Genomic DNA, 12,601 nt, shown 5'->3' with positions numbered 1-12,601 from the left:
GCCGCCCCGAGGACGGCCCGCCTTGATCTTGTGTCTCGAACGCGCGAAACGGCTGGAGAAACTGTCTTGAAGCCCTGCGTGAGGGCTTCTAGACTGATGGACAGGTTGCCCGTGGCGGCCGCAGAAGGGGTGATGCGGAAGTCTCGGGTATGGCTTCATGAGCGGCGGGCGGCACGACGCTCCGCGGGCAGAAAAGAGGAATCATCATGAGAACCGAGTGGACCAGGCGCGAGATGATCAGGGCTTCCGTTGGCGCAGCTGCGGCAGCAAGCGCCGTGGGAGTTCCAGGTGATGTTGCCTCGACATCGGAGGAAACCAAGCCGCGATCGGGGGCGCTCGCTGCCAACACGGAACCCTGGTACAAGCGGTATCTGGTGGGAATCGAGTACGGACCAACCGGAGCGAATACACTCGATCGCGAAATATACATGTCGCAGGCGACAGGGAAGCAAATTATCGAGAACCTCCTCACGGCTCGGGCCCAATACCTTGTGGCCTTCATGAAAGACATGCGCTTTGCCTACTACAATTCACGCGTTGCACAAAAGTGTCCGGGTTTGGGCGAACGCGATCTTCTGGCCGAGTGCATCGCCGAGGCCGGGCCGCACAGCATGCCGGTCATCGCCTATTGCCAGGTGCAGTACGACGATTCTTCCTGGGAGGCCCACGCCGAATGGCGTATGAAAGACCCGGGCGGAAACGACATCGGCGGCAGGCTCTGTTACCGCTCCGGCTACCTCGAGTTCATAAAAAACGTGGCCGCCGAAATGATGGAATACGATATCGCCGGGTTCCATTTTGACATGCTGGATTTTGGTTTCTTCGGACCATTCGGATGTTGGTGCGACTTCTGCCGCAATGCCTTCCGCGATACGTACCAGGTAGATATGCCGCCGGGCGTAACGTGGGACGACACGTGGGACAAGATGCTGCGGTTTCGCTACGATTCCGACACGTGGTTTCGTGAACAACTGCAGGCTTTTGTGAAGGCGTCGCGTCCCGACATATCCGTTGATTTCAACTACCACGGCAGCCCTCCGTTCTCGTGGCCGGTCGCTCAGCTTCCGGTCCAACACGCCAAGGACGGCCATTTCGTCACGGCGGAGGGTTTACCCTTCTGCTTCGGCCATTACAATCCAAGTCTCATCACGCTGTTCATGAAGGGCGCCCGCCCCGATGGATTGGTGCAGAGTGTGGGTTCGCGTTCGATCTACGACTACCACGATTTCACGGTGCGCCCGGCCGCTGAGCTGAAATGGGAGGTGCTCACCTACCTCGCCCATGGCGCCCAATGCACGGTCGTGGACAAGGCGAACTACGAGGGGTCGATGGACCCCATAGCATATCAGCGGCTTGGCGAAGCATTCGGGGAGGCTCTCCAGAAAGCGGATACCTTCGGGCACAAGCCGCTCCAGGAGGTGGGACTCTACTATTCGGCCCGTTCACGGGATTGGTTTGGCCGCGACGACACGGTCAAGTATATGCGCGCAATCTGGGGGGCACACAAGGCGCTCGTCCAATCGCATGTTACCGTGGGCATGGTTATGGATGAGAGCGTGTCGCTCGAACGTCTCCGTGAGTTTCCAGTCGTCTACTTGGCCAACGCCGCGATTCTATCCTCGCACGAAGTGGGCTTGCTCGAACAGTATGTGACGGAGGGAGGCCGGATGTTCGTGACGGGATTGACGGGCCTGTACGATAAACTCGGTCAACTTCAGAGCGATAGTTCCATCGCGAGACTTACCGGAACGCGCCTTGTTCGCGTGCAGGACCAGCATTTCGACAATTACGTGCGCCTTTCGAGGACGATTGCCGCGGACGACGCGCGCTGGCTTCTGAACGGCATCCCCGGCGACTGGCCGCTGCTCACGTGGGGACCCATTGCCGTGTGCGAGCCAACAGAGGCAGCCGCGTTCGGCGAACTCATGGTGGCGCACCGCACGTCCAACAATATCTGGCAGGAGCGCATGTCGCCCAAGGAGTCCGTCGCGCCGGCCGTATTCGTTAATCGTATCGGTGAGGGAGAAGTCGTCTATATGCCGTGCGCGGTGGACGAAGCCATGTCGAGCGAATACCGCGCGCCCGAACACCGGGACCTTATCCACAACGCCATTCGGTATTTATACCCCGAGCCCGAAGTCATCGTGGAGGCGCCGCACAACGTCGAGATCGTCGTTACGCGTGATGAAGCCCGCAACCGGCTGCTTGTTCATCTCCTGAGCTTCTTTGCGCCGCCTACAAGCGTCGCCGCTATTCTGGGAGAAGGGCGGAGAGTGCTTCCGTCCATTATGGAAGAAGAAATGCCATACACGGCACGCGTGACTGTCAATCGGCCTTTCTCGTCGGTGACCGTACAGGGCCCTGGGGCGGAAGCAAGGGTTGAAGGCCAGGTTGTTGACGTGAGCGTGTCAAAGTGCCACGAGGTCGTGTTCATCCACCGATGACACCCCCCAATCGCGGTTCAGGCCGAGGTCCGGTTGGAGTAGTTACTCCTCTTGAAAGATCTCTACTCCCATCTCCTTCTCCCCTTTGAACAAAGCATAGAAACGCCCATGGGCGTCAACCACCGCAGACGTCTCTCCATGCTCGGGGTTCGACAGGCTCCACCCCGTGACGTAGCTCCCGTTGTTGTTGTATTTCACGAAACTGATGTGTTTGCCGTCCCTCTGGATTGCGCCCTGATAACCACCCTTCGAGCGAACCGAAATGTAGACATCGCCCCACTGGTCGCCGGTCATGTTGTGGAAATAGACGGGTCCGTCCGGCGGGTCCCCGTGGCAGAACGCAAGCAGGAAATCGCCCTCGGAGTTGAACTTCTGCGTTGGCCCGTAGTAGCCGGTTACGAGCACGTCGCTGTTCTTGTCCACGTGCAATCCGTGCGGGGAATTGAACTCGCCGGGATTCAGCCCTTCCTTGCCCCAGTCATACAGATACCCGCCGTTGCTGTCGAACACGCTCACGCGCATGTTATCGACATCCGTCGCGAACAGACGCCCCGCCGGATCGAACCCCATCCCGTGCGCGCGCAGGATCATCCCCGGCTTCATTCCCTTCTCGGCGAAGATCTGCAGGAACTTCCCTTCACGATCAAATACCTGTATCCGCGGCCGGTCTCCCTTGCTGTCGCTCACGAAGATCCGCCCTTGTGCGTCCGTCGTAACGATGCGCGGCTCGGTAAACTGCCCCGGCTCGCTGCCCTTGCCCGAGCCGATCGGTCCGAGGAAGGCGCCTTCCGGGGTAAAACGCACCACTTGGCTCCCCAGCTGGTCCGCAACGAGGATATTGCCGTCGGCGTCCAACCCGATGCCATGGGGATCAACAAGGTGCTCGGTTCTTCCCTTGCCTTCCTGGACAGGCTCGGACCAGTAGCCGCAACGCTTGTACGCCGGCGGCGCGTCGCCAACGACGACCGTGGACCACAGGAACCGGTTCGCTGCCTCGGGCACTTCGGCACAGACGTGGATTTCGCAGGGCGAAGGCGCCTATGCCGGCGCGCGGTAGAGGCCGTCCGCGTTGATCGTGCCGAGCTGCTCATTGCCGCCGGGAATATCATTCACGGCCCATTTGACCTCTTTGGGAACGGCCGCCGCCATGAGCCGCGTCGCGATCATCACCACCTTGAATTGCCGCTCCCCGCCCGGCTCGAGGTAAACAATCGGCGGCCCGATGGTCGCCCGCCGGTTTTTCGGAAGCGTCTGGCCCCATGCGGCATTCGCAACCAGCAGCAGCGTCGATACGGCGACGCAACACGTGAACAGGCGTCGAGTCTGCATCTCGCAACCCTCCATGATATGAACGTGCTTCACCCGGTGTGCCCACGGCTTCCGGGCCCTGAGACGAATGGCATTATCCTTACGATTTCCAGGCGCGTCAAAATTCCTCGCCGGGCCTCCGCAAACCTACAACAGCCGGAAAGGCTACATTTGCGCAAGGGCGCTGCCGCGAACTCAACATTGATTTCCCTCTCAGCGCCTGCATAATAACGTGCAGGGGATGCGGCCTGAATTCGGGGAGCAATCCGGGAAATGCCCGCTTTTCACATCCTGGACTTGATTGTTCTTATCTCATACTTCCTCGTGGTAATCGGAATTGGCGTAATCAGCGCCCGCCTGATCAAGAACCGCGAAGATTATTTGATGGGAGGCCGGAGGTTCGGAAAGGTCCTGATGATCTTCTTCGCCTTCGGTGCGGGTACGCACGCCGACAACGCCGTTGGGGTGGCCGCCCAATCCTACAAGTTCGGGCCGTCAGGATTCTGGTACCAGTGGTCCATGCTGCTGACCCTGCCGATCTCATGGTTTCTAGCGCCCGTGTTCCGCCGCGCACGGGTGTTGACCACGTCGGATTTCTTCGAACGCCGATACGGCCTGTGGTTCGGCGTGGTCTATTCCGTGTTCGCCCTGTTCATCTGCGTCACGTTCACGGCAGTGATGCTGTTAGGCGCCGCGCGAATCGATACGGGGCGCGATTGTTCTGCTCGGCGTCGTTATAGTGATGGTTGCGTCCGTGATGCTGTTGGCTGACTGGTTGTCGCCTTGACCCGGTGCGAATGCCGTTCCCCGTTCCTTTCGTGAACAAGGCAGGTTCCGTGAGTGCGTAACACAGGACGTCTATCAGCGGAAACACGCGGCAGGAATTCCATCGGGCAGAAGTATACACTAACGAACACCGATATTCTGGAGACCATAAAATGCGAAACTCTTTCGGGGCAATTCCCGTCGCTGTTGTTGTGCTGGGTGCGGCAAGTTCTTTAATCAAGGCAGATGCTGCTCAAACCGTCCTTGTAGACAACGGCCAAGCTAGATGCGTGATCTATGTGACCGAGCGGGTCATGAATCCCGACCTGAACACGGACGGCCAACCCGACACTCCCAGGCAAGCCGAGGAGAACCGCAGGCGTTTGCGCGAGTCGGTCAGGGATCTGGCGCTCTACTTCGAGAAAATGAGCGGCGCACCAATCGAGTGCCGAATCGGACCGCCAGAGACCACCCCCACGGGCATTCCCATTCTTATCGGTGAACTGGCCGCGGAGAGGTTTGGCGCGCCCGCACTTTCCTTTCCGTACCAACAGGGATTTCGGATTGTGGTTACCGAAAACGAGGTTGGACTTGTGGGCGAATCTGACCTGGCGGTGAGTTACGCAATCTATGAGCTTCTTGATCAGCTCGGATGTCGCTGGTACATGCCCAGCGAACTGGGCGAAGTCGTTCCCGAAACAAAGACTATCGCCCTCGAACAGGGCGACACAAGCTTGGCGCCTTTCACGATCTACAGGGGTATTTGGCACGCAGACCCCGATTACGCACGGCGGAACCGGGCCGGTGGACTGCCGATTGCAGCGGGACACGCGCTGGAGGGTTATCTTACCAAGGAGCAGTTGGAACAACACCCGGACTGGAACGCGGAAATTGGCGGGAAGCGCTCTCTTCATCCGTGCGATGTTGGGCATCGCTTGTGCTGGGCCAACCCGGAGGTTGCCGCAGCCGTGGCTGACGGTATTGTTGCTCGTCTGGATAAGGACCCCGTCCCTTCGATCTCCATTTCGCCGGGCGACGGCACAGACTTCTGCGAGTGCGGGAAATGCCGGGGCCTGGACACAGGAGACTGGGACGCCTCGATGAATTGTGTCTCGATTACTGACCGGTATCTTCATTTTGCCAATCTGATTGCCGAACGCGTAGCATCCCAATACCCTGACATCAAGCTTGGGTTCTTGGCTTACGTTCAGTTCACCCGCCCTCCGCTGAGAGAACAGGTGCATCCAAATCTCTACCCGCAGCTAGCGCCCATCTCCTACAGCCGCGCGCATCCGATGACCGACGACAACGTACCCGGCAACAAGGACCTCCGCTATATTGTCGAGGGATGGGGCAAAGCCAAACCGGCGGTTTCCTGTTACCTGTATTCATGGTTCCTGGCGGAATCGTGCGCGCCGAACCCCATGATCACAAAGTGGAAAACAGACGTTCCGATACTGTTCCGCAACAATTGCCTGTTCTGGCAGCCTGAGGGCATAGCCAACTTCGAAACCAGCATGCACGGTATCTATATGGGCCTGCGCCTGGCATGGAATCCCCACACCGACCCCCAAGAGATCGTCAATGAGGTCAATACACGTTTTTACTGCCATGCAAGCCGGCAAATGAGCGCTTACTGGAATGCCGTGGACGAGATTTGGGTGAATACCCCCGAGTATTCAGGCTGTGCCTGGGGATACCTTGTCCGATTTACACCGGACCGCTTGCTTCAGCTTCGCAAATATATGGACGAAGCCGGGGCCGCCTGCGAAAACGATTCAGAGCGAAAGCGGGTGCAGATCGCCAATGATTCTCTTTCATTGTTCGAGCTTTTCATGAAGATGCGTTACGATCTTGCCGAAGGGCGCTTCAACACCCTCCCCACGGACGCAACGTCTTACACTGATCGCGCCCTTGCCTTGGCCGAATTGTACGCGCCACAGAAGTCCTTTGGGAAAATGTATTGGACGCCTAGCTTGAACATTAATTACTTCAAGGCATTCCACAGCGCGACCTATACCGATGCGGCCCGGATTGCGGACTCAAATCGTTTTGTGCTGCTCACGCCCAAGCCGATACGGCAGTTCAGGTATCAGCCCGACAAGGAACAACAGGGAGAACAGCTGGGGTGGATGCAAGTTGGTTTTGACGACTCCTCATGGAGCGGCACGGACCCGTGCGTGCAGACCTGGTCGAGCCTCGGCTTGCACGACTACATGGGCGCCATGTGGTACCGCGCCAGTGTCGAACTTTCCGGCGTGAGCCAGGGCAAGAAAGCCTACTTGTGGCTGGCGGCCACGGATGGCAGCGCGAAATTGTTCTTCAACGGCCGCCATATCCTCTATTCAACGGAAAGCCGCGACGCAGAAGGCAAAACAACGGCCATCCAGACCGATGCATTTACGGGGTATGCCCAGCCAGCCTCGTTCGACATCACGGATGCCGTCAAACCCGGAGACAACCGGATTGCTCTGGTGTGCGTCCGGGATTTCCAGAATGAATTGGGTACCGGCGGACTGCTGGGACCCGTGGTTCTGTATCGGGAGAAGTAGGAACGTGACAGGAGCGCTGGGGTTGTCGAACGAGTCGTTTCTGGCGAGACACTCTTGCGCATATCCTGATAAGCAAGGTCGAAACACGCGCCGCGCAACGGCGGATACATGGCGAGGAAAGACGGCGGACAATGATGCGGACTCTCTGTGCAGGTCTCTTGTGCGGAGTGGCCGCAGCGTACGCATCCACTAATCCGGCTCAGATAATCCGCCCGGAGAAACTGAAGCTGGGGGACGCGTTATGAAACGACAGTGCCGGACACCCTTGATCTGGCTGAACAGGCACGCCTGTCCGTGCACGGGCTGACGAGGTCTCTGAACGCGCAAGCCAACTACGCCCCCTGCGGCCACGCGCACGCGAACCTTCGCCCCACGCGTTGCCAGTGTCAGCTTGTCTCCGCGCGCCTATTTGGCTTCGGCTTCTCTGATAAAGAGACCCGACTGCGGGTGATCCCCCGGCCGGAACCACTGTGGCCGCCACGAGAGAACGGTCGCGCCATCGCGAGCGTCGTGACGGTCGAAGTCGCTAACCGAAATATTCAAGCGAACCTGGCGCCACTGGCCTTGCTGGCGTTCATTGAGATAGCTTACCGGGACGGCAAATTCTGCCTCAAAGCCGTCGGCCGTGGCCATGCTCGCCGATAGAAGACCCTGCGGGGCTTCTCCCTCTTCAAATTCGACTTTTTGTTCGGCGCCTGTTTCGGGGCCCGCGATGGCGCTGAAGACACATGTCTTCGGATCATCGGCTCCGGAACCACGCGCGTCCACCCAGAGCATGACAAAGTCTTCCCAGTACTTCCATCCGTCGAAGCACAGCTCGTCGTCAGACGCTTTGACGGCGACATACAGGTATTGCGCGTCGTAATTCACGGCAAACTGGAAATGGCAGTCGTGCGGGCCTTTCCAGGCTGGAGCGTTGACGTAGACATGGGCGGGCTGATTCATCTTGTAGGGCAGACTGGGCCAGTCGTCCAGCTTGCCGTCAATGGCGATGGGCGCGCCGCGGAAGGGGACGGTGAAAGGGGAATCGAAGGTGATGATGGACTGCCCTTCGAGTTGCAGGGACGGCTGGTTGGCGGCGCTGTCGTAGTTGGCTTGCCAATGCACCAGCAGCGGTTGAGCCTCGGACATCGGAATCGGGGCGTCCGCCGAAATATGCAGCGGCACCTCGTACGGCTGGCCGCCGGGGATGACTGTGGCCACTGCAGCGGGTTTCACCTGAACCCCTGCGGCAGGCTCGAACAGCACCTTAAGGCGCAAGGGCGTCTCGGAGGGATTGGCGATCGTGAGTCGCGATTCGGCCGAAGTGAGCATGTCCGCGTTGAGCACCACGGGCGCAGCCGTTACGACCTGTCCCTCACTGAACGCCGCCAGTTCATTTGCGCGTTCCTGCGTACGGAAATTCCGATCGAGAATCCCGTCCAGGGTCAAATTGGCAATGCGCGGCCCATCGCTGGTCATGGTCACCCAGGCGGTCTGGTCGAGCTCTCCATAGGCTGGACCGCGAAGAGGGTTGCCGGCTCCCGTGGTCGACAGCGTCACAAAAGAGAGTCCATCTTCTTCGTGGCTGATGTAATCGTGCGTGTGGCCGGAGAACACGGTGCAGTTGCGTCCCTTCAGCAATTGGGCGATTTCGCTCCATCCTGTGTCGTCGGAATCGCGCCACAGCGGCTTGTGCTGAAAAACCAGGGTCCACCGCACATTCGGGTGGTCCCGCAGCACGCGTGCCGCATACTCAACTTGTTGCTTGCCGATTCCGGTGCTTTGGTCAGGTCCATCGTTCGTGCAGAGACACAGAAACAGTACATCGCGGTAGACGAAGTGGTAGTACTCGGCCCCGAAACGGGCCGTGTACGTTTCCCTCCACAACGGCCTCCCAACGTCATGGTTCCCGGGGACGAAAAAGAAGGGCGCCTCGAGGCCGGCTAGAGATTCCATGAACTGCTCCCACTGGCGATCGAGTTCTGCGCGAGTATCTTCATATCCCTCGATGTAATCGCCGACCCCGATCACGAACTCCGGCTGAAGCAGGTTCAGCTTCTCCACCGCCTCCGCGAACACACCCCAGCGGGGTCCGCCCGCATTGTCGCCGACGACGGCAAACTGAAACGCGCCGGGATCGTTCTTGAACTCAAGATTCGTCCATGGTTTGTTCGGGGTCTGTACGTCCGTTTCAAAACCCTCGGGACTCCCTGAAACGGCTTCCGCCGGAACAATGCCGGAGAGGATAAGGATGAAGATGGCAAGACCGCGCATGGAGAGTTTCAGCATAGGTACTTTCCTTTGGGTATTTGAACAAGTCAGACCAGGAACAGTATGCTAGCCTTTCCTTTCAGGATTAGCAAACAAGACAACAGAAGCGCCAAACGAGGCTGCGTTATCCTGCCTGGTGGAGATCAAGACTGCACGGGTTCCCGGCGGGAAGGCATATGTCGGTCTCCGTCATTGGCCCTCGCTTTGGATTACGAAGCCGGTTGGAACGCAGGAATCCGCGATTCCTACCGTACGAGAAGAAAGAGTCAATCCTGGCGAAACGGCATGAAACCAGGCCGTTTATGCCTGCAGAGGAGGTGAATCGATGAGAAAGAATGTGAGGCGGATGCGCCTTTTTCATGGGGCTTTGGCGGCACTCGTGTTGACAGGCCTGCTCGGGATCAATGCTGCTGCTCAGGACTTTCGGCGACTTCCCCTGGAGGAATACCGTGACAAGATGGCAGGCGGCTGGATAGGCCAGATGGTAGGAGTCGGTTGGGGCGGCCCCACCGAATTCAAGTGGATGAGCGAGATCATTCCCGAAGACAAGGTGCCCGTCTGGAAACCGGAATTGGTGAACCAGTTCGAGCAGGATGACCTGTACGTCGAGATGACGTTCCTCAGAACCCTTGAGATCTACGGGTTGGACGTCTCGAGTCGACAGGCCGGGATCGATTTCGCCAATAGCGAGTACAAGCTTTGGCACGCGAACGGACAAGGCCGCAAAAATCTCAGGGCTGGCATCGCGCCGCCGGACTCCGGGCATCCACAGTTCAACAAGCACGCTGATTGCATCGACTACCAGATCGAGGCCGACTACGCCGGCCTTATCGCGCCCGGCATGCCTAATCTGGCCATTGAACTCGGGGAAAAGTTCGGACGCCTTATGAACTACGGCGATGGTTTGTACGGGGGGCAGTTCATGAGCGGCATGTACGCGGAAGCCTTCTTCGAGTCCGATCCTCTGAAGTTGATTCAGGCAGGCCTCCAATGCATCCCCGAAGGCAGCCAATACGCGGAGTGCATTCGCGATGTGGTCGCCTGGCACGAGCAGAACCCCGACGATTGGCAGGCCACTTGGCATCTGCTCCAGGCCAAGTACCACGACGACCCCATGGGACGCAGGTTCGTTTGCGGCAAAAGCGAGAAAGGCAACATAGACGCCAAAATGAACGGCGCGTATGTGGTCATCGGGTTGCTATACGGCAAGGGCGACATGGACAAGACGATTACCATCTCAACGCGCTGCGGCCAAGACTCCGACTGCAACCCGTCAAGCGCCGCTGGCATACTTGCTGCAGCGCTCGGACGCAAGCGGTTGCCTGACAAATTCACCTCGGCTATCAATCCGGACGGCGTCTTCAGCCATACCGCCTACACCTTTCCGAGTCTTGTCGCCGTGTGCGAGAAGGTTGCACGCGAGGCCGTCATACGCGAAGGAGGCTTTATTGAAAAGGACGGCGATGGAAAAGAAACCCTCGTGATTCCGGTACGGCCCCCCAGACCGGGCGCCCTCATGCAGTCGTGGGAACCCGGGCCTCCAGAGAATTGCCGGTATTCGCAAGAAGAACTGAGCGAGATCGTGGCGAGAGAATAGTCTGGGCGCGCTGAACTCATACCGCATTACAGATCAAAACCCGTAGTCTGTCCCTGGTTTTACCCCCGGTTCTGGCTCGGCGATGCGCCAATCTTCGCGCGCCAACGGCAGATGCTCGACGGAGATCTGCGTTTGAAACTGGTTTCAACTGCTTCGCTCACGGCGACTTGGACGTTGATCGAGTTTCTTGACCCTACGGCGTAAGACAAAAGATTAGAATCACTTCCAACCTAAGTTAGTGCCATTCATTGCTGTCCCCCTTTTTCTTCATCACCCTAGGCCATTCACCTAATGGGAATCCGATGAATACTACAACTATCAACATGCATGACCCATAGATCATAGAAGGCGCAATCGCCAGAACGGAGAGGTGCGGATGCAAAAAGCATTTTCGTGCCATCGCACGAAAACCTTGGGCCTCGAACGAGTCGATTTAGGCCTGTTACCTTCCGTCCGTGCTCTGTCGCCACTTCGATAACGTGAATGTCATGTCCGATCCATCTGTAGTCGTCGTTTGTGTTCGACACGGCACAGACGACAAGCGAGCCATCAGGCGACAAACATGGGTCTCGAAGTACCTTTCTCTGTTTCTTTCCCTTCTCCAGCAACCAGTAATCTGCACCATCGGCATGGAAGACACTTACGTTGTTGGGTTCACCAATCGCAGAGAGAATCACATTGTCGGGATAGGCATCACTGCCACTGTATAGAAGTAAATTCTTCTCCCAAGAAATGGAGGGGGAACAGAGCCCGTAGCTGGACTTTGTTGTAAGCCGGAGGGCTTTCCGCTCCACCAAGGAAACCTTGTACACGTCGAATCCATGCCACGCGGGACTGCCCACCGGAGATGCCCGCCCTCCCTAATCTGCCGACAAATCCTCCGATGCCGCAGACGCCTATACCGCCTGTGCCATAGTGCTGACATGGTGGGCGCGAAACGCCGAGGCACGCGGGTCGTCGGGAACTTCCCCGATGGCGAATCCGCGCTCATGCGCATGACGGCGCGCTTGCGGCACGTGGTATGCATACCCCCGTATCCCGAAGGACAATGATGCGCAGATGATAGGCCAAGCTGGGGCAGAAATGACGGTAAATGGTAGTCTGTCCCTTCAATTCTCACTGACAAGTCCTCCGATGCCTCAGACACCCATGCCGCCTGCGCCATAGTGCCGTCTTCGGTGCGCGAGATAGGCTGACGAACGGAAGTTCCACGTCACCTTGCTATAATGAGTTACCCTCATGTATACACATACACTCGGAGGCAAGTACCGGCTATGAATGCAGAAGAGTCTACTTCACGCAACGATGACGAAGATGAAACAAGCCGCACAAAGCAGCCAGAATGCGAATGCCATCATCTTTAACCACGTCTTGGTGCTCAGAGAGAAAAAAGCTATCGCTATGTTTAACAACATAAGCGAGACAAGGACTGACGACAGTCGGGAGGTAGTATCTTCCCGCCCCTCATCCAGATGCACTATCCAGAACGCGACGAAGTAGAGAATGAAATTCAAATAGAGAGGCAGGTGGCTTTGCTTGGGCCTTGAGGTTGTCACTCCTCGCCTGCATTGATCTCTTGCCAATTCGTCCATATCGGTCACCTCGCTTTCAGAAGAGGCTACCCCACCTGTACGTCTTCAGAACATTTGGGACACATAGGCCCCGGAATTAGGGTAGAGATT

At 57.9% G+C, this 12,601-nt stretch carries 7 protein-coding genes; 4 read left to right on the top strand and 3 right to left on the bottom strand.

Going from position 1 to position 12,601, the window contains the following annotated elements; all coding sequences use genetic code 11:
* Positions 1 to 206: 206 nt before the first annotated feature.
* The gene (locus PLJ71_14960) at positions 207 to 2,444 is read left to right on the top strand and encodes a hypothetical protein (protein HQM49987.1); all 2,238 of its coding nucleotides are present in this window, start codon (positions 207 to 209) and stop codon (positions 2,442 to 2,444) included.
* Between the two features lie 42 nt (positions 2,445 to 2,486).
* Here PLJ71_14960 and PLJ71_14955 read toward each other — a convergent pair whose 3' ends face one another.
* On the bottom strand, positions 2,487 to 3,446 hold the full coding sequence (locus tag PLJ71_14955; protein HQM49986.1) for an NHL repeat-containing protein: 960 nt from the start codon (positions 3,444 to 3,446) through the stop codon (positions 2,487 to 2,489).
* Between the two features lie 36 nt (positions 3,447 to 3,482).
* Positions 3,483 to 3,773, bottom strand: a complete 291-nt coding sequence (locus PLJ71_14950; protein ID HQM49985.1) for a hypothetical protein — start codon at positions 3,771 to 3,773, stop codon at positions 3,483 to 3,485.
* A 252-nt stretch (positions 3,774 to 4,025) separates the two neighbouring features.
* Here PLJ71_14950 and PLJ71_14945 point away from each other — a divergent pair, with 252 nt between their 5' ends.
* Both PLJ71_14945 and PLJ71_14940 read left to right on the top strand, forming a co-directional pair.
* Complete coding sequence (locus tag PLJ71_14945; protein ID HQM49984.1) at positions 4,026 to 4,523, top strand: hypothetical protein; 498 nt, start codon at positions 4,026 to 4,028, stop codon at positions 4,521 to 4,523.
* A gap of 167 nt (positions 4,524 to 4,690) precedes the next feature.
* Positions 4,691 to 7,069 (top strand): DUF4838 domain-containing protein, encoded by a 2,379-nt coding sequence (locus PLJ71_14940; GenBank protein ID HQM49983.1) that lies wholly within the window; start codon positions 4,691 to 4,693, stop codon positions 7,067 to 7,069.
* Between the two features lie 405 nt (positions 7,070 to 7,474).
* On the opposite strand, the gene PLJ71_14935 is transcribed toward PLJ71_14940, so the two are convergent.
* Positions 7,475 to 9,340, bottom strand: a complete 1,866-nt coding sequence (locus PLJ71_14935; protein HQM49982.1) for a metallophosphoesterase — start codon at positions 9,338 to 9,340, stop codon at positions 7,475 to 7,477.
* 307 nt (positions 9,341 to 9,647) lie between these two features.
* On the opposite strand from PLJ71_14935, the gene PLJ71_14930 reads away from it, so the two are divergent.
* Complete coding sequence (locus PLJ71_14930) at positions 9,648 to 10,919, top strand: ADP-ribosylglycohydrolase family protein (protein ID HQM49981.1); 1,272 nt, start codon at positions 9,648 to 9,650, stop codon at positions 10,917 to 10,919.
* The last annotated feature ends 1,682 nt before the right edge of the window (positions 10,920 to 12,601 follow it).

The sequence above is a fragment of the Candidatus Hydrogenedentota bacterium genome (assembly GCA_035416745.1).
GTDB lineage: Bacteria > Hydrogenedentota > Hydrogenedentia > Hydrogenedentales > SLHB01 > UBA2224.
Note: the sequence above shows the minus strand (reverse complement) of the source record. Positions and strands in the feature narration are given on the sequence as shown.

What these genes read in the sequence shown, in the direction of transcription:
- PLJ71_14960 (HQM49987.1), top strand. Translation starts at nt 207, where the DNA reads ATGAGAACCGAGTGGACCAGGCGCGAGATGATCAGGGCTTCCGTTGGC.
- PLJ71_14950 (HQM49985.1), bottom strand. Translation starts at nt 3,773, where the DNA reads ATGCAGACTCGACGCCTGTTCACGTGTTGCGTCGCCGTATCGACGCTG.
- PLJ71_14945 (HQM49984.1), top strand. Translation starts at nt 4,026, where the DNA reads ATGCCCGCTTTTCACATCCTGGACTTGATTGTTCTTATCTCATACTTC.
- PLJ71_14940 (HQM49983.1), top strand. Translation starts at nt 4,691, where the DNA reads ATGCGAAACTCTTTCGGGGCAATTCCCGTCGCTGTTGTTGTGCTGGGT.
- PLJ71_14935 (HQM49982.1), bottom strand. Translation starts at nt 9,340, where the DNA reads ATGCTGAAACTCTCCATGCGCGGTCTTGCCATCTTCATCCTTATCCTC.
- PLJ71_14930 (HQM49981.1), top strand. Translation starts at nt 9,648, where the DNA reads ATGAGAAAGAATGTGAGGCGGATGCGCCTTTTTCATGGGGCTTTGGCG.